At 43.4% G+C, this 18,239-nt stretch carries 16 protein-coding genes; 15 read left to right on the forward strand and 1 reads right to left on the reverse strand.

What is annotated here, in order from left to right; genetic code table 11:
- Nucleotide 1 precedes the first annotated feature (1 nt).
- The 6 genes from gatA to rho all read left to right on the forward strand — a co-directional run bounded on the left by gatA (nt 2) and on the right by rho (nt 8,526).
- The gene (gatA, locus tag ACLD5M_RS04045; RefSeq protein WP_410314658.1) at nt 2-1,543 is read left to right on the forward strand and encodes an Asp-tRNA(Asn)/Glu-tRNA(Gln) amidotransferase subunit GatA; all 1,542 of its coding nucleotides are present in this window, start codon (nt 2-4) and stop codon (nt 1,541-1,543) included.
- A 32-nt stretch (nt 1,544-1,575) separates the two neighbouring features.
- Complete coding sequence (gatB, locus tag ACLD5M_RS04050) at nt 1,576-3,075, forward strand: Asp-tRNA(Asn)/Glu-tRNA(Gln) amidotransferase subunit GatB (RefSeq protein WP_004134003.1); 1,500 nt, start codon at nt 1,576-1,578, stop codon at nt 3,073-3,075.
- A 289-nt stretch (nt 3,076-3,364) separates the two neighbouring features.
- Entirely contained in the window at nt 3,365-4,282 is a 918-nt protein-coding gene (locus tag ACLD5M_RS04055) for a GNAT family N-acetyltransferase (RefSeq protein WP_004134007.1), read from the forward strand.
- A complete protein-coding gene (locus ACLD5M_RS04060) occupies nt 4,279-4,593 on the forward strand; it encodes a DUF2469 domain-containing protein (protein WP_004105898.1) in 315 nt (104 codons plus the stop codon). The genes ACLD5M_RS04055 and ACLD5M_RS04060 overlap by 4 nt, the downstream gene beginning before the upstream one ends.
- A gap of 90 nt (nt 4,594-4,683) precedes the next feature.
- Complete coding sequence (locus ACLD5M_RS04065; protein WP_410314659.1) at nt 4,684-6,303, forward strand: NAD(P)/FAD-dependent oxidoreductase; 1,620 nt, start codon at nt 4,684-4,686, stop codon at nt 6,301-6,303.
- A 297-nt stretch (nt 6,304-6,600) separates the two neighbouring features.
- A complete protein-coding gene (gene rho, locus ACLD5M_RS04070) occupies nt 6,601-8,526 on the forward strand; it encodes a transcription termination factor Rho (protein WP_410314660.1) in 1,926 nt (641 codons plus the stop codon).
- A gap of 133 nt (nt 8,527-8,659) precedes the next feature.
- On the opposite strand, the gene ACLD5M_RS04075 is transcribed toward rho, so the two are convergent.
- Nucleotides 8,660-9,865, reverse strand: coding sequence for a pyridoxal phosphate-dependent aminotransferase (locus tag ACLD5M_RS04075; protein WP_004136489.1), 1,206 nt, complete (start codon nt 9,863-9,865; stop codon nt 8,660-8,662).
- A gap of 223 nt (nt 9,866-10,088) precedes the next feature.
- On the opposite strand from ACLD5M_RS04075, the gene ACLD5M_RS04080 reads away from it, so the two are divergent.
- From ACLD5M_RS04080 to ACLD5M_RS04120, 9 genes are all read left to right on the forward strand, one after another.
- The gene (locus ACLD5M_RS04080; protein ID WP_004126304.1) at nt 10,089-10,550 is read left to right on the forward strand and encodes an Lrp/AsnC family transcriptional regulator; all 462 of its coding nucleotides are present in this window, start codon (nt 10,089-10,091) and stop codon (nt 10,548-10,550) included.
- A gap of 20 nt (nt 10,551-10,570) precedes the next feature.
- Nucleotides 10,571-10,912: a chorismate mutase gene (locus tag ACLD5M_RS04085; RefSeq protein WP_004136487.1), complete on the forward strand. Its 342-nt coding sequence runs from the start codon at nt 10,571-10,573 to the stop codon at nt 10,910-10,912.
- Between the two features lie 97 nt (nt 10,913-11,009).
- The gene (gene fbaA / locus ACLD5M_RS04090) at nt 11,010-12,065 is read left to right on the forward strand and encodes a class II fructose-bisphosphate aldolase (RefSeq protein ID WP_004136484.1); all 1,056 of its coding nucleotides are present in this window, start codon (nt 11,010-11,012) and stop codon (nt 12,063-12,065) included.
- 119 nt (nt 12,066-12,184) lie between these two features.
- Complete coding sequence (locus ACLD5M_RS04095) at nt 12,185-13,486, forward strand: adenylosuccinate synthase (RefSeq protein WP_004136482.1); 1,302 nt, start codon at nt 12,185-12,187, stop codon at nt 13,484-13,486.
- Nucleotides 13,487-13,582: 96 nt separating this feature from the next.
- On the forward strand, nt 13,583-14,086 hold the full coding sequence (locus tag ACLD5M_RS04100; RefSeq protein WP_004136481.1) for a fluoride efflux transporter FluC: 504 nt from the start codon (nt 13,583-13,585) through the stop codon (nt 14,084-14,086).
- A complete protein-coding gene (locus tag ACLD5M_RS04105; RefSeq protein WP_004136479.1) occupies nt 14,086-14,496 on the forward strand; it encodes a fluoride efflux transporter FluC in 411 nt (136 codons plus the stop codon). The genes ACLD5M_RS04100 and ACLD5M_RS04105 overlap by 1 nt, the downstream gene beginning before the upstream one ends.
- Nucleotides 14,497-14,535: 39 nt before the next feature.
- Entirely contained in the window at nt 14,536-15,903 is a 1,368-nt protein-coding gene (locus tag ACLD5M_RS04110) for a ClC family H(+)/Cl(-) exchange transporter (protein ID WP_410314661.1), read from the forward strand.
- 67 nt (nt 15,904-15,970) lie between these two features.
- Nucleotides 15,971-17,119, forward strand: a complete 1,149-nt coding sequence (locus ACLD5M_RS04115; protein ID WP_410314662.1) for an ATPase — start codon at nt 15,971-15,973, stop codon at nt 17,117-17,119.
- On the forward strand, nt 17,106-18,224 hold the full coding sequence (locus ACLD5M_RS04120) for a CpaF family protein (protein WP_410314663.1): 1,119 nt from the start codon (nt 17,106-17,108) through the stop codon (nt 18,222-18,224). The genes ACLD5M_RS04115 and ACLD5M_RS04120 overlap by 14 nt, the downstream gene beginning before the upstream one ends.
- Nucleotides 18,225-18,239 lie beyond the last annotated feature (15 nt).

Raw genomic sequence — 18,239 nt, forward strand, 5'->3', positions numbered from 1 at the left:
TATGTCGAATACTCAAGATTTAGTAAAGCTTTCTGCTGCTCAAATGGCAGAAGCTGTAAAAGCTAAAGAAGTTTCTAGCCGCGAGCTTGTTGAAGCTCACTTGGCAGTGATTGAATCTGCTGAGCCAGAAATCAAGGCATTCTTGCACGTTTCTGCAGATATTGCACTCGAGCAAGCAGATGCTTTTGATAAAAAGAACGCTAATGGCGAGACTGAAGATTTGCCTGAGCTTGCAGGCGTTCCAATTGCAATTAAAGACATGATTGTCACTAAAGGCATTCCAACTACTGCAGCATCCAAGATTCTTGAAGGCTGGGTTCCACCTTACGACGCTACTGTTATTGAAAAGCTCAAAGCAGCTGGTATGCCAATTCTCGGCAAGACTAATTTGGATGAGTTTGCTCAAGGTTCTTCAACCGAGCATTCTGCTTACCAAACCACTTGCAACCCTTGGGATACCGAGCGTGTTCCTGGCGGTTCCGGCGGCGGTTCTGCAGCTGCTGTTGCTGCATTCGAAGCTCCTATTGCTTTGGGTACAGATACTGGTGGCTCTATTCGTCAGCCAGGTGCTTTAACTGGTACAGTCGGCGCAAAGCCAACTTACGGTGGTGTTAGCCGTTTTGGTGCAATTGCTATGGCAAGTTCCTTGGATCAGATTGGTCCTGTTTCTCGTACCGTTCTTGACTCTGCGCTTTTGCAGGAGATTATTGGCGGCAACGATAGGCGCGATTCCACTTCGATTCCAGCTCCTGTTCCTCCAATGGCTCAGGCTGCTCGTGAGGGCGCTCGCCGAGATTTGAAGGGCGTAAAGGTTGGCCTTGTTAAAGAGCTTAGTGGCGATGGCTTCCAGCCAGGCGTTGAAGCTCGCTTTAATGAGGCGGTGCAGCTGCTTAAGGATATGGGTGCAGAGGTTACGGAAGTTTCCTGCCCTCACTTCCCTTATTCTTTGGCTGCTTACTACATTATTATGCCTTCCGAAGTTAGCTCCAACTTGGCTCGCTACGACGGCATGCGCTACGGTTTGCGCGTAATGCCGCCAGCAGACAAGCCTCAGACGGCCGCAAATATGATGGCTGCAACTCGTGAAGCTGGTTTCGGTGACGAAGTAAAGCGCCGTATTATTCTCGGTACTTACGCACTTTCTGCAGGTTATTACGATGCATGGTATGGTTCTGCTCAAAAGGTTCGAACCCTTATTATTCGCGATTTTGAAGAAGCGTTTAATAAGGTAGATGTTCTTGTTTCTCCAACAAGCCCTACAACGGCATTTAAGTTTGGCGAAAAGATGAACGATCCGCTTTCCATGTACATGAACGATATTGCTACGATTCCTGCAAACATGGCTGGCGTTCCAGCTTTGAGCCTTCCAGCTGGCTTAAGCGACGATGGTCTGCCTGTTGGTATTCAGATTATTGCTCCGCAATGCCATGATGAGAAGATGTACAAGCCTGCAGCAGCGTTGGAAGCTGCTCTTGAAGAGCAGTGGGGCGGTCCAATCTGGAAGTCGCTTAAGGCTGGCTGGCTCGATTCATTGGCTAAGTAAAGTGAAGTAAAGCTTAAGTAAGAAGGATTCTCATGGCTGAAAAACTTATGAAATACGCCGATGCTGTTGAGCAGTTTGATCCAGTATTCGGTTTGGAAACGCACGTTGAGCTTTGCACTCGTACGAAGCTGTTTTGCCCAGCGGAAGTATCTTTTGGTGGCGAGCCAAACACTCAGCTAACTCCTGTAAGCCTTGGTTTGCCAGGCTCTTTGCCAGTCGTAAACAAGACTGCAGTTGATTACGCTATTAAGCTCGGTTTGGCATTGCATTGCGAAATCGCTGAGTGGAGCCAGTTCGCTCGTAAGAACTACTTCTACCCAGATATGCCTCGCGATTACCAGATTTCCCAGTACGATAAGCCTACTAACGGCAACGGTTACTTGGATGTTGAGCTTGAAGATGGCACGGTGTTCCGCGTGCCGATTGAGCGTGCTCATATTGAGGATGACGCTGGTAAGAATACTCACGTTGGCGGTGCTGACGGCCGTATTGAAGGCGCAAATCATTCTTTGGTTGATTACAATCGCGCAGGCGTGCCTTTAATCGAGATTGTAACTAAGCCAATCGAAGGTGCGGGTAGCCGCGCTCCAGAAATTGCTGGTGCTTATATGCGTGCTATTCGCGATATTGTTCGCGCCCTCAACATTTCCCACGCTCGCATGGAGCAGGGCAATATGCGCGCTGACGTGAACGTTTCACTCCGCAAAAATCCGACCGATCCGTTCGGCACTCGTTCCGAAACTAAGAATGTGAACACATTCCGCGGAATCGAAAAGACGCTGCAATATGAGATTCGTCGTCAGGCTGCTATTTTGAGCGAAGGCGGCGAGATTTTGCAGGAAACCCGTCACTGGGATGAAGCAACTCAGACCACTGCTGGCGGTCGTGTGAAGTCCGACGCCGACGATTATCGCTACTTCCCAGATCCTGATTTGGTTATGCTTCACATCACTAAAGAGCATATTGAGCGCATGAAGGCCGAGATGCCGGAAATGCCTCGCGAGCGCCGTAACCGTTTGCAAAGCGAATGGGGCATTAGCGATCTTGAAATGCGCGATATTTTGAACGCGGATGCTCTTGATTTGGTTGAAGAAACCGTTAAAGCTGGTGCAACTGCAGCAGGTGCTAAGAAGTGGTGGCTTGGTGAGCTTGCTCGCGAAGCAAACACTCGTGGCGTGACTTTGGAAGAATTGCCTATTACTCCGCAAGACGTGGCTGAAGTTGAAAAGCTAATTGCAGACGGTAAGCTTAACGATAAGCTCGCTAAGCAAACTGTTGCTTGCGTTTTGGCTGGCGAGGGCAAGCCTGATGAAGTTGTTAATAAGCACGGATTCAAGGTTATGAACGATGACGGCGCTTTGGAAGCCGCTGTTGACGCTGCTCTTGCAGCCGATCCTGAAGTTGCAGAAAAGCTTAAGGCAGGCAATATGAAGCCGATGGGCGCGATTATTGGTGCTGTTATGCGCGCAACTAAGGGTCAGGCTGATGCTAAAGCTGTTACTAAGATTGTGATGGCAAAAATCAAGGGCTGAAAAACCAAAAATCTGAAAAATTTAATATTTGATAACGCTAATGTATAAACGCAAAAGCGTAATCAATATCAAAAAGTAAGTGCTGCGTACTTGCTGCATAATTTAATAAGATTTAATCATACTAAAACAGATTAAATCAGATTAAATTTGTTTCATGCGGCAGGTGCGCAGAATTTGCTATTTGGCAATATCGTGACGCATTTTTCGTCTTCTGGATTATCATATATTATGCGACATGAGAATTATGCGAAGGGCTTAATACTCAAAGGCACAATACAAGTAGGTGACTATGCAACAAACCAATGATGGTGTGAACAACTCTCGCGAGTTACCAAAATCTATAGTAATCCCTCCAATTCGTGGAGAAATGGCGCATCTTCGCCCAGCAACATGCGATGATTTACAGCGTATGGATGAGCTTTGCGCATATGATAACGCTTCGGTTATTACCGGAAAAGATTCTCAGTCTGAGCGTTCTATGGTTCATGCGTGGGTTGAGCGTTCTGTTCAGTGGTCTAATGACGGTTTTTCTGTTGAAAAAGCTGCTGAATTATGTCGTTTTGCTGGCGATGTTCAGTCTCGTCCTACAATTGCTTGGGCTATAGTGCCAGATGTTTTAGATGATGTTAAGAATACTTCTGGCGCGATTATTGGCATGATTTTTCTTATTGACATAGATGGGTGGTCTCGTTCTGCGCGTATTCAAGTTGTACTTGGCAAGGATTATCGCGGACGCGGCTATTCGCGTGATGCTATGCCTCGAGTGATGACTTACGGTTTTGCGTCAGAGCCAGTAGGATTAGGATTGCATCGCATTTGGGTTGGTGTTCCTGCTACGAATACTCGCTCGCTTTCTGTATATCAATCTCTTGGTTTCGCACAAACTGGCACTGCGCGCGATGCTTTATGGGATGCGCAAAATCAAAAGTATCAAGATTTTGTTGTTATGGATACGATTTCCGATGAGTACGATGCAATTCGTTCTCTTGATGCGTTTGGTCTGCATGTTATAGAGGAAAATCCGGGTGTAGTTGAAGCGTTGAGCGCACATGAGCACTCTGTGGCTATACCCGTGCGTCATGATAATCTTGATGAAGAATGGCCTTATAATGCAAATAACACCGAAGGTAGTTCTTCAAAAAGAGCTTGGTGGCGCATTATAGGTCGCGGTCGTAAACGTAACACCAATACGGAAGGGAAGCAATGAGCGCCGAAGATCTCGACAATTATGAAACTGATGCTGAACTTGCGTTGTATAAAGAATATCGTGATGTTATTAAGCTTTTTACGTACGTTGTAGAAACAGAACGCCGATTCTATTTGGCAAATAAGGTTGATTTCAACGTGCGTTCGGCCGGCCAAGACGTTTATTTCGACGTTCAACTTACAGATGCGTGGGTTTGGGATGTTTATAGGCCTTCGCGTTTTGTTAAAAATGTGCGAATAGTGACTTTTAAGGATGTTAATGTTGAAGAAGTGCAGAAAACAGACATTGACATTCCGGAATCTATCGCGTGATAAGCGTATGCTCAATAAAGATATATAGAAATTTTACCTAGCACAAAATGTGTTTTAGTAAAAATTGATGTATTAAGGTATGGAGGACAAGTGACGGATACACAATCCCCAAAGAAATCTGTTGTGATTATTGGCGGCGGTCCGGCAGGGTTGACGGCAGCCTGGGAGCTCGTTAAAGATGGCGGTTCTAGTCGCTATGACGTAACGCTGCTCGAAGCAACGCGTGAATTTGGTGGTATTTCGCGTACTGTAAAGTACAACGGTAATCGTATGGATATTGGCGGTCACCGTTTCTTCTCGAAGGATGATCGCATTATGCAGTGGTGGCGTGAAATGTTGCCGTTGCAGGGTGCGCCTTCATACGATGACAAGAAGCTTGGTCGTCACCATGACTTGGAACCAGGCGGTCCTGATCCTGAAGTTGAAGACGAAGTTATGTTGAAGCGCCATCGTGTTTCGCGTATTTTCTGGAATCATCATTTCTTCGATTACCCGATTTCTCTTTCCGCAGCCACCTTGCGCTCTATGGGCTTTATTTTGACGATGAAGGTTGGTTTTAGCTACTTGTGGTCAATGATTCACAAGTTGCCAGAAACTAATCTTGAAAACTTCTACATTAATCGTTTTGGTAAGAAGCTTTACTCAATGTTCTTCGAGGGTTATACCGAGAAGCTTTGGGGTAGGCATCCAAGCCAGATTTCTGCAGATTGGGGTGCTCAGCGCGTTAAGGGCTTGAGCATTGTTGAAGTTTTGAAGAATGCTTTTTCTAAGCTTTTCCCTAAGAAAAAGGGTAAGAAGAAGGAAGTAGAAACTTCTTTAATTGAGGAATTCTGGTATCCAAAGCTTGGCCCTGGCCAATTGTGGGAAACTGTTGAACGCCGTTGCCGTGAAAATGGTGCTACAGTTCGTACAGATGCTAAGGTTGTTGCTATTAAGCAGTCCGATGGCAAGATTTCAAGCGTTGTTATTGAAGATGCAAACGGTGAACGTTCTGAATTGCATGCTGACGAGTTTGTTTCTTCTATGCCTATTAAAGATTTGGTTGCAGCTCTTGAGCAGGGTGCAAATGGTGACAAAAAGGCTGAAGTTCCAGCAGAAATGCAGCGAGTGGCTAAGGGCTTGCCTTACCGCGATTTTGTGACTGTAGGCTTGCTTGTTAAGCGTGTACGTCTGCGTAATACTACTACTATTCCAACTCTTGGAAATCCACCTATTGTTCCAGATTGCTGGATTTATGTTCAGGACCCTGGTTACAAGGTTGGCCGTCTGCAAATCTTCAACAACTGGAGTCCTTATCTTGTTAAAGATGTTGACAACACTGTTTGGATTGGTCTTGAGTACTTCTGCGAAGAAGGCGACGACTTCTGGAATATGAGTGATGAAGACGCTCGTAAGATGGCTATCGACGAATTAACTCGCATGCAGGTTATTAATGGCGAAGAAGATGTTATTGATTCCCATCGTGAACGTGTTCCAAAAGCTTACCCAGCTTACTTTGACACTTATGCACAAATGCCTGAGTTGATTAAGTACTTGGATAGCTTCGGCAACTTGTATTGCGTCGGTCGAAACGGACAGCATCGTTATAATAACCAGGATCATTCCATGGCTACCGCAATCGAAGCTGTAGAAAATATTCACACTGGCGCAGAATCTAAAGCAAATGTGTGGTCTGTAAATACTGAAAAGTCTTATCACGAAAAGAAGTAGTAAGTATTTATAAATAACTTAAGTAAAAATTAAGCTAAAAGTAGCGTCAATAGTAGTGGCATAGTCCATTATTATTGGCGCTTTTTTATTAGAATATTCAGTTTATAATTTAAAAATAATTAGACTTGCTGGCGCGTCGCGGTTTGCAGCGTCGTAGAGCTGTAGTAGCATACATAATGTTCGTGGTTGTGTACATTGTTATGTAATAATCATGAGTTCGTGACGGATTTTTCCGTAATCTTCCATACAAAGGCTTACCGGTAGTATATTCCGTGTGAGTTAGGGAAAGGTAAAATTGTGGCAACAAGCCAAAATCTTGAGAAAATGAAGCTCTCAGAATTGAAAGATCTTGCGAAGCAAATGGGTTTGCGCGGCACTTCGACAATGCGTAAGCCTGAATTGTTAGCTACATTGAATGCGGCACGCAATGGGGGAGAAGCGCCTGCTGGTGTAACTGTTCGCACGCCTTACAATTCTACGAGTGCAAGTAAGTCTGCAGATACTCGTGCAGATAATGAAGAAGTTCGTTCGTTGGGTGACGATAAAGACTTAGAAGCGTTGGAAAACTTAGTGCCAAATGCAACTAATGATCGTCGTAGGCGCGACGAAGATTTTGGATCTAAGAATTATCGACGAGATAACAATCGTAATTCTTCTTTCCAGCGTCGTCGTGTAAATGATGAGCGTGATAACAATCGTGATCGTCGTGCAGAAGGAGTAGATTCGCGCGATTTAGATCAGATTTTGGCAACTTTGCCAGGAGATGAATCTCGCTCTGAAGGCGAATCTCGTCGACAGCGTGGAGCTTCTCGTGATTTTGATCGAGAAGAGCAAGATAATAAGTCGGAGCGTTTCCAGCGTCGCATGCGTGGTCGAGGTAGAGATTATGAGGATGATCGAGAGGATTATTCTGATCATGATGATCGCCAAGATCGACAGGATCGCCAGGAACGTCAAGATCGTAAAGATCGCTCTGAGCGCAATTCTCGTTTAGACCGTGATAATCGTGAGAGCCGCGAAGAGCGCGATTCTCGAGAATCTCGCCGCGAAGAGCCTCAGGAAGATCTTGTTCCAGTCGCAGGTATTGTTGATGTGCTCGAATCTTATGCATTTGTACGCACTTCTGGCTACCTTCCAGGACCAAATGACGTGTATGTTTCAATGAGCCAAATTAAAAAGTATGGTTTGCGCAAGGGCGATGCTGTGCAAGGCTCTATTCGTGCACCTCGCGAGGGTGATCGCAGGAATCAGCGTCAGAAGTTTGTTCCGTTGCAAACTGTTAATAGCATTAATGGAATGAGTGTTGAAGAAGCTCAGAATCGTCCGCAATTTGCTAAGCTTACGCCGCTGTACCCTAATGAGCGCTTACGCCAAGAAACTACTGCTAATCGCATGCTTGGTCGTGTTATTGATTTGGTTGCACCAATCGGTAAGGGTCAGCGCGGTTTGATTGTGTCTCCTCCAAAAGCTGGCAAGACTATTACGCTGCAAAATATTGCTAACGCTATTACTACGAACAATCCTGAAGTGCATTTGATGGTTGTTCTTGTAGATGAGCGTCCAGAAGAAGTTACGGATATGGAGCGTACGGTTCAGGGTGAAGTGATTTCTTCAACGTTTGACCGTCCTGCTTCCGACCATACTACAGTTGCAGAGCTTGCAATTGAGCGCGCTAAGCGTTTAGTTGAGCTCGGCCAGGATGTTGTTGTTTTGCTTGATTCTATGACTCGTTTGGCTCGTGCATACAACATCGCTGCTCCTGCTTCTGGACGTATTCTTTCTGGTGGTGTTGATGCTCAGGCGTTGTACCCACCAAAGAAGTTCTTTGGTGCTGCTCGAAATATTGAAGACGGCGGCTCTTTGACGATTATTTCTTCCGCTCTGGTTGAAACTGGATCTAAGATGGATGAGGTTATTTTCGAAGAGTTCAAGGGCACTGGCAACATGGAATTGCGTTTGAGCCGCGACTTGGCAGATAAGCGTCTGTTCCCTGCTGTAGATATTAATGCTTCTGGAACTCGTCGTGAGGAATTGATTACTCCGGCTAACGAACTTCCTATTATCTACCGTTTGCGTCGCCTATTTGGCGGTCTTGAGCCTGAGCAAGCGTATCAGACTTTGATTCCTCGCTTAAAGAAGACTGCTTCAAACCGTGATTTTTTGGCTGCTATTGTTCAGCAAGCAAACGGTTCTTCAAATACTTCTGCGCCAACTGCTGCTTAAGTGATTTGAGTGTTATTTTTAAGTTTGTAAGCTGAAAAATAACAGAATAAATGATTTTGCGCACAATCTTAAGAATCTATCCTAGGATTGTGCGCTTTTATTTATTGCTTTTAATTGTTGCTTTTAATTGTTTTTACGCATTATTAGCAGCCTGCTGCTCAAGCGCAAACTTTCGCATGCGAGCCACAGCTTCCTTAAGTTCTTCCGATTTTCCAGCATAAGAAAGTCGCACAAATCCGCTTCCTTCTTTTCCGAAAGCTTCTCCAGGTACAACAGCAACTTTTTCTTCTTCCAAAAGTCTTCTGCTGAATTCTTTGGAAGTTAATCCAGTTGGGCGAACGTCGACGAAAACGTAGAAAGCTCCTTGTGGCTCAATAAGTTTTAGTGCGTCGCAATCTTGTAATGCGTTAAGTACCAGATTTCGTTTTTCACGGTATTCTTCACGCATTTGACGAACATGATCTTGAGGTCCGGTAAGAGCAGCAACTCCGCCGTATTGTGCAGTCGAATTGACGGAAGAGTGTATCATTTCCGCAATTTTACTGCTTTGCTCAATAACGTTAGCTGGTGCAAGAATATAGCCGATTCTCCAGCCGGTCATTGCGTAAGTTTTAGACAAACTTTCTACAATAATGGTTCTATCTTTCATTCCTTCAACTGCTGCAATAGATGGCGCTACAGCATCTCCTGCAGGTTCTGTGTCAGGGTCACTCGCGAATACAAATGGATGATACACTTCGTCAGAAATTACCCACAAATCAAATTCTTTACATAATTCTGCTACTTCTGCAAGTTCTTCGGCTGTAGTTACTGCGCCAGTTGGGTTGCAAGGTGAGTTGATAATAATAGCTTTAGTTCGTGGAGTAATTGCTTTGCGTATTTCTTCAGCATTAACATGCATTCCATGTTCAGGTTTAAGGGCAACTGTTACAGGAGTTGCGTCGCACATTAACACTTCTGCATCATAAGAAGTGAAGTATGGGGAAGGAATAATTACTTCGTCGCCCGGATCAATTACTGCTTTAATAGCTAAATATAAACCAATTGTAGCGCCGTCAACTGCTTGAATTTCAGTATCGGCGTCATAAACTAAGCCTTTCACTCTCTTTGTGTAATCAACTGCAGCTTTGCGGAATTCTGGAATTCCTAAAACGTCGGTATATTTTGTTTTTCCGGCTTCAATAGATTCGCAAGCTGCTTTAACAATATGATTGGAAGCGGTTTCGCCAGGCTCTCCTAGGCATAGTGAAATAGCATCAGGGATTTGTTCTACGCGGTCAAATACGTCACGAATACCAGATCTAGGTATTGAGATTGCGTGTTCTGCTACAACAGCCATATTATCTCCCTATACTCTTTCGACAATAAATATTATTATTTAGTTTATATTTTTTATTATTTTTCCACAAAAAAACTGAATAAAGCAAGGTATAAAAAAATTTTTTATATTATTTTGTTCTTTTTCTGTAAAAAATAAGGTAACATAGGTATTGCTGCCTGCCGGCGCTAGCATAAATCCGACTATAATTCTCGTTCAGCGTCGATTAGAGAATGGAGAAAATATGACAGGAAGTTCCCGTAAAGTTGAAGGCGCTTTGCCAATGGATTCAACCGATGGAGTTATTGTAGATATTCTCGAGCATGATGGTCGTGCCACGTTAACGCGTTTAGCAAAGGCTTCAGGATTATCTGTTTCTGCCGTGCAGTCGCGTGTTCAAAAGCTTGAGCGCAAGGGTGTTATTACTGGTTATCGTGCGCTTATTGATTACGAGCGTCGTGGCTTGCCAGTTAGTGCATTCGTGTCAGTTACTCCGCTTGATTTTGGTAAGGAAGCAACAATTCCTACAAAGTTGCGCGATATTCCTGGTATTGAAGCGTGCTATTCCGTAACAGGAAGCCCAAGTTTTATGCTGGTAGTTCGTGTTGCAACGCCAAGTAAGTTGGAAGAGCTAATCAATACTATTCATCGCATTGTGCCAGTAAGTACGGAAACCACAATGGTTTTGCAGACTTATTTTGATTAAAGTTTTGTATAAATCATATTATGTGTGATTTTTCTGAAACGACAATTAATTCGAGCAATACTTCATTAAATAAAAGTTGTGAAGATGCTGCGGATAAGATTTTAACGCTGCGCAAATCGATTGATAATATTGACGGTGCGATTATTGCGCTTCTAGCGGAACGTTTTAAGACTACTAATCGCATTGGTGAGCTTAAAGCTAAAGCTAAATTTGCTCCTTTGGATTCTAAGCGTGAGCAGGAGCAGGTTCAGCGTCTGCTAGATCTTTCTGCTGCTGCTGGCTTAGATGAATCAATCGCATTGCAATATCACAAATTTGTAGTTACAGAAGCTAAAAAGCGTCATCAAAAGATGCAGTCGTAACTTAAAGCGTTTCAGTTAGTAAGTTATTAGAACAGCTTTTGTAACACTTTTGTGTATTTGTGTAGCTTTGTGAATTATAAAGGCGGATAATACAAGTATGACTATTGCAACCGTTGAACGTTACGCGCATATGCTTGATGCTGCAAGTCGAGGTGGCTACGCGTATCCTGCTATTAATGTTACAAGTACTCAAACGCTTAATGCGGCTCTTCAAGGTTTTGCGCAAGCTGAGTCTGATGGCATTATTCAGGTTTCTGTTGGCGGTTCGGCTTATTTTTCTGGGCAGTGCGTAAATAATCGCGTTGTTGGCTCTCTTGCGTTTGCTGCTTTTGCGCATGAAGTTGCATCTCAGTATCCAAATATTACTATTGCTCTTCATACCGATCACTGTGCAGAGGCTTATCTTGACGACTGGATTCGACCGCTTTTAGCTAAAGAAGCAGAGCAAGTAAAAAAGGGGGCAGAGCCTCTTTTCCAATCGCATATGTGGGATGGCTCAACAGTTAATTTGCAACATAATTTAGATGTTGCAGAAGAGTTACTTGACGCTTCGCAAAAGGCTCGTACAATTCTTGAAATTGAAATTGGTGCGGTTGGTGGAGAAGAAGATGGGCATCGTGCCGATATTGACGAGCGCCTATATTCTACGCCTGAAGATGCTTTACGCGTTGTAAAAAAGCTTGGTTTGGGAGAGCGCGGCAGATATATGGCAGCGTTTACTTTTGGCAATGTTCACGGAGCATATAAGCCTGGCGTTGTAAAGTTACGTCCGCAATTGTTGCAAGAAATCCAACAAACTGTGTACGAAGAATATAAAGATACTTGCGATACTCGTACATTTGGCGCATCTAAAAAGCCTTTCCTGCTGGTATTCCACGGAGGATCTGGCTCTACTGCTCAAGAAATTGCAGAAGCTGTGCGCTACGGCGTAGTTAAAATGAATATTGATACGGATACGCAATATGCTTTTACTCGCGCTATTGCAGGACACATGTTTAGCAATTACGATTCTGTTCTTAAGATAGATGGCGAAGTTGGAGAAAAGAAACTTTACGATCCTCGTTCTTGGGGTCGTGAAGCTGAAAAAGCCATGGCTCAACGCGTGGTAGAAGCTTGTGTGCAGCTTGGTTCTGCTGGTAAAGCATTGAAATAGTTAGCTTTAATACTTAAAAGATTTTTCTTACCTCTTAATCGGTAGGGGCGTAGCGATAATCTTGTCAGGTAGGATTGTGCAAATTTGGGCAACGTTAGCCCAAAAAATGGAGGTGCGGCATGCCTGGTATTGTGCTTATTGGCGCTCAATGGGGTGACGAAGGTAAAGGTAAAGCAACAGATTTAATTGGATCTAAAGTTGATATTGTCGCACGTTTTAATGGTGGCAACAATGCTGGCCATACCGTTGTAGTTGGAGATAAGTCTTACGCGCTGCATTTGCTTCCAAGCGGCATTATTAGCCCTAATGTAACCCCTGTAATTGGCAACGGCGTTGTTGTTGATCCGGAAGTTTTGTTTGAAGAGATTGATGCTTTGGAATCTCGTGGAGTTGATTGCTCACGTTTGCTGGTAAGCGAAGCTGCGCACATTATTACGCCGTACCATCGCGTAATAGATAAGGTTACAGAGCGTTTCCTTGGAAAGCACAAAATTGGTACAACCGGTCGCGGTATTGGACCTACTTATGCGGATAAAATTAATCGCGTCGGAATTCGCGTACACGATTTATTTAATGCTGAGCATTTGCGTGACAAAGTTGAGGCGAGCTTGCATCAAAAGAATCAGATGCTTGTGAAGCTTTATAATCAGCATCCTATTGATATTGACGCTGTAACTGCCCAGCTTGTTGAGCTGGGTAAGCGTTTGAAGCCTTATGTTGCTGACACTTCGCTAGTTTTGAATAAGGCAATGGATGAAGGCAAAACCGTTCTGTTCGAAGGCGGACAAGCAACGATGCTTGACGTTGACCACGGCACCTACCCATTCGTTACTTCTTCGAATCCTACTGCTGGCGGCGCTTGCACAGGTACGGGCGTTGGTCCAACTCGCATTACTCGCGTAATTGGTGTTGCTAAGGCTTATATCACTCGTGTTGGCGAAGGTCCATTCCCAACTGAGCTTTTGGATGAGCAGGGCGATTGGCTGCGTGAGCAGGGTCATGAGTATGGTGTTACAACAGGCCGTCCTCGTCGCTGCGGTTGGTTTGATTCTGTAGTAAGCCGTTACGCAACTCGCGTAAATGGTTTAACAGATATTGTTCTTACCAAGCTTGATGTTTTAACAGGCTTGAAGGAAATTCCAGTTTGTGTAGCTTACGACGTGACTTTGGCAGACGGAACTTGCAAGCGCGTGGAAGAAATGCCTGTGGACCAGTCTCTATTCGCTTGTGCAAAGCCAGTTTATGAGATGGTTCCTGGTTGGAGCGAGGATATTTCTCAAATTCACAAGTTTGAAGACTTGCCTCAGAATACTCAGAATTACGTGAAGCGTTTGGAAGAGCTTTCTAATTGCCGTATTTCTGCCATTGGCACTGGCCCGCAGCGAGATCACATTATTAGTGTTCACTCTCTGACTGACTGAAATTGTTTATTGGCTGATGATTAACTTAACAAAACGGCACTTCTCAATTGAGAGTGTCGTTTTGGTTTATGCAAAGAGTTTTGTAAAAGAGTGCAAATGAGTAAAACAAGCGAGAAAAATTGTAAAAATAGCCGCCGCTTATACCTTTTAGTTTTTATTGGTGGCACTTTAGGAGCATTTGTGCGTGGGGTAATTTCTTCCTACGCGCCTCTAATTTACCCGGTAAATCTACAATCTTCTATATTTGGTCAGCTTACTTTAGGCACTTTTTTGTCTAATATGATTGCTTGCTTTATTTTCGCTCTTGTTACTGCAATATCTGTTAAAGCGTTATCTAAAGAAAAGCAAACTTTTTATAAATATGCTTTAGGAACGGGCTTTTGCGGCGGATTGTCAACTATGTCTACTTTCGCATTTGAAAGTGCAGTGTCTTTTGTTACTCCGCGCATGACGTTTGCTATTTTGGGTATGGTTCTTTCCTTAATATTTGGCGTTTTTATGGCGTTTTTTGGCAGTTGGATTGGAACTGGAATTGCAAAGCGCATTAATAGCAAGCAAGAGCAAACTGTTCAAGAAGATAATACTAAGGCGGTGAAGTGATGAATCCATTGTACGTTTTTACTATATTTGTTTTGCCTTGCTTCTTTGGCGGTTTGGGTGCTGTTTTAAGATGCGCAATGACTAAAAAAATTTCTGCAAGCCATGATAGTAGAATTCCTGTTGCAACTCTGTTTATCAATTGTGTAGCTTCGTTTGCTTTAGGAGTTGTTTCTAATGTTTTTATGGCTGCAGTAACAATTTTTGGCGCTAATTTTGTTTATTTGATGATTTTGGGATTCTTGGGTGGATTTTCCACGTTTTCTACCGCGATTTTTGAAGGTGTGGATCTTATTCAAAGAAAGCGCATAAAAGATGGCATTTTTCTACTTTGTGCGGAGCTTATTGCGCCATTTTTGTCTGCTTCTATTGGTTATGTTGCTTTGCAAATTTTGTTATTCCAAATATTTTAGTATTTAAAAGTTAAGTTTTGCGCGCAGAATCGAGTAGTTGTGAGCTTTAAGAATGTGTTGAGCTTTTTAAGTAAGCAGTCAAAGCAAATATTAGAAACTTTTTGCCAGCTTCGCTGGAAAGTAATATTAGTGGGCGTTTTAGTTGGCGTAGTTTCCGGTTCTCTCGTAGCTTTCTACAGATTTGGCATTGAGTATGGTACTGATTGTGCGCGTTGGATGTACTTGCAAATTTTGCATAACACATGGTGGATTGTGCCATGCTTAATTTTTGCCATAATTGCAGGCCTGATTATTGGTTGGATGAGCGTTAAGGAAAGCATGGCTTCCGGAAGTGGTATTCCTCAAGTTGTTGGCTACGTTCGCCGTGGATTAAATATGCGCTGGCACACTATTTTGCCGGTGCGTTTTGTTGGCGGTTTGCTAGGTTCTTTATTTGGATTGTCGCTTGGGCGTGAAGGTCCGTCAATTCAAATCGGCGCGTGCGGCGCTCAAATGTTGTCTCGAATCTTCCGTAAAGGAAAGAGAGACGATATTGAGGAGCATTATATTGTAACTGCTGGTGCTGCTGCTGGTCTTTCTGCAGCATTTTCTGCTCCTCTTTCTGGAGTTATGTTTGCTTTAGAAGAAGTACAGCATGGAATGTCGTCTACAGTTTTAATGGGCGCTGCTGTTGCTTCTCTTTTTGCTGATTTTGTTTCACAAAGCTGCTTCGGTTTGCGCCCAGTACTTGATTTCGGCCAAATTCCAGATTTGCCAATGGGATTGCATATTTGGCTTATTCCACTTGGTATTTTTGCCGGATTTGTGGGCTCTTTAATGAATCGTTCTCTTCTTGGGTTGCAAACATTGTACGGATATTTGCCTCAGTGGATGCCGGTTGTAGTAGCCTGCTTAATTGCAATACCAGTTGGTTTATTCCTTCCCGAAGTCCTTGGAGGCGGATCTAACTTAGTGCGCCTTTCGGAATATGGAAAAATAAGTATTGCAATGCTCTGTTTGCTTTTTGTTGCAAAAATGCTTTTTACGTCAACAAGTTTTGGTTGTGGTGCTCCTGGAGGTATTTTTATGCCAATACTTGCTGTTGGTGCGCTCGCAGGCGGAGTTGCAGCTCGCAGTATTACTAGCGTTTCAGCATTCGGTATTGACGCAAAATTCGTATCCGTGTTTGCAGTTTGTGTGATGGCTGGAACGCTATCTGCTTCTGTAAAAGCTCCACTTACTTCGATTTTGCTGACAGTTGAAATGTCTGGAACTATGATCCATACACTTCCAGTGGCAGCTTGCGCATTTATTGCGTTGCTTGTTTCGGATATTCTAAAAACTAAACCGGTCTATGGTGAACTTCTTGAACGGTATATGCAATCTCATGGAGATCTTGTTCTTAATAATGCGCTAATTGCCGAATGATTAATGTTTTAACCACATTGATTTAATTTTATTGCAAACCAACTTGCGTATGCGTTTCAATAGGCGCATGAGTACAAATATTGATTTAAATAACAAGTTGGTTAGCGCTAGGCAAACTGATTTAAGCGGTACTAGTAATTTAGCTAGATTTAGTGCGTCGAAAGACGTTAATCGTTACGTTTACCCGCCTCAAGCGTCGAGCTATTCTAATCCAAGCGCAATTCGTAGCGATTGTGTTAATTCATCTACTCTTGTAGACGATCACACTGTAATAACTACTATCGCTCCCAAAAATCGCAATATTTCATTACAAAATCTGAATCAGTCTTTGTGCGAATATTCAGAAGAAGCGCCGCTTGAAAGCGAATTTCTTGAGGCGCTGCCTTCGAATATATTGGTTGGAACTGCGGCGACTGATGGAATTGGTTTGAGCACGTTATTGTCTATTATGGCTCGTTATGTAAGCAAGCAAGGCTACAGTGTTGCGATTGTAGATGCTGATTTAACGCATGGCGGTTTGGATGTTTTGTTGGGGTTAGAATCCGATGAAGGTAGGCGTCTGCAAGAAGTAGAAGCACCTCTTGGTCGTTGCGATGGATACGTACTAAAAAATGAGCTTATTCATTGGGATGATGTTGATGTTTTAGCATTTTCTCCTTGGCGAAGCGAGCGTCCAGAGCCGTGGGTTGTTGAGGCTGTAATTCGCGCTTTGGCTGAAGCTTGCGACGTGGTTATTGTAGATATTGGATCTGGAAAATCCTCAGTTGAAATTTACAAAAGTATTCCCCAACTTTCTGCTTCTGCAACGCTTGCTTCTGTTGAATTATCTGTTCTTGATTTAGCTCGTTTTCGCGCATATTCGCATGTTCTTAAGTCAACTTGCAATGTTGATATTAGCAGCGATGACTTTGCCGCAATAGGGATGTGCCCTAGAGGTTTAAAACAAAAATCATATGTTTTAAGTGTTGACGAAGCTTCTGAATATCTTTCAACGCAGATATTAGGGTTTTTGCCGTATGATTCAAACCTTCATGCAGACATTATAGGAGGATACGGTATTCGCGAAGTCCCTTCTTGTATGAAATCTGCTATGAAAAAACTAGGAAACTGGCTTTTTACAGAGGCAATCTTTAGCAAAAAAGAAAGTTCAAGCAAACGTCGTCACTCTAAATTTAGTCATTTTTCATATTCAAGGGGAAAGTATGGTCGTAAATAATTCTCACGATATTGATTTCGGAATTTTGCAGGAATTTGCAAATGATTCACGAGTTACAGATATGGTTGTGAGCGAAGATGGACGCGTGTGGGTAGATTGTGGTCAGGGTTTAAGAGAGTGTAAGCCTAGAGTGCCAATGCATAGCCCCAAATTATTAAGAGAGTATGCAGTGTGGTTATGTGCTCAGCTTGGCAAGAGGCTTGATGATGCTTGCCCTATTGCAGATGCTTCAACTAACTCTGGTATTCGTATTCACGCAGTTTTGGCACCAGTTGTAGCACAAGGTGCAGCTTTGTCAGTGCGATTCCCAACTTTAAAAAAGTATGATTTATTAGCATTAAGTAGCCAAGGAATGTTTCCTAAAGAAATTGCGTATATTCTTGGATTCCTTGTGAAATTAAAGGCAAACATATTGATTACAGGCAGCACTGGTTCTGGTAAGACTACGCTTATGAAAGCTCTTCTTGCTATGGCGGATGCGCGTGATCGAATTATTTCTGTGGAAGAAACTCGTGAATTAGGTGAGCTGACTGCAAATCATGTTTCGCTAAGCGTTCGCGAAGCCAATGTGGAAGGGGTTGGAGAAATTGGATTATCTCAATTAGTAAAAGCAACTTTGAGGATGCGTCCAGACAGAATTGTTTTAGGCGAGTGCAGAGGGGAAGAAATTGCTGATTTGCTACGCGTTTTTACTTCCGGCCATAAAGGCGGCATGACTACGATTCATGCGGATGAAGTAGAAAAAGTTCCTGCTCGGCTTATGGCTCTTGGCTTGCTTGCAAAATTAGAGCCTGCAGCATTATGCGCTTTGGCTGCAGGAGCTTTTGATGTAGTAATTCATGTGGAGCGTGCTTCGGATGGCAGACGTATGGTTCGCGAAATTGGTGTTCTGCAATATTTGCCTGCCGCTTCAGCTTTACAAGGCAAAGCAGTTTTGCGTTTGGAGCGATGTTTTAGTGATGGTAGTATCCGTGTGCTTGTTTTACCTGAGTGGAAAAAGTTTGCTAAGTGTTGGCGTCTTCCAGAAGATATTAGTAACATTTTCGCGCGTAATTTTAGTAAAAATAATTTTAATCAACGTAATTTTAGTCAAATAGCTTCGTAACTTTCATTCTTTGAT

Origin of the sequence: Gardnerella sp. Marseille-Q9185 (assembly GCF_046508745.1) — a bacterium.
GTDB classification, from domain to species: domain Bacteria; phylum Actinomycetota; class Actinomycetes; order Actinomycetales; family Bifidobacteriaceae; genus Bifidobacterium; species Bifidobacterium greenwoodii.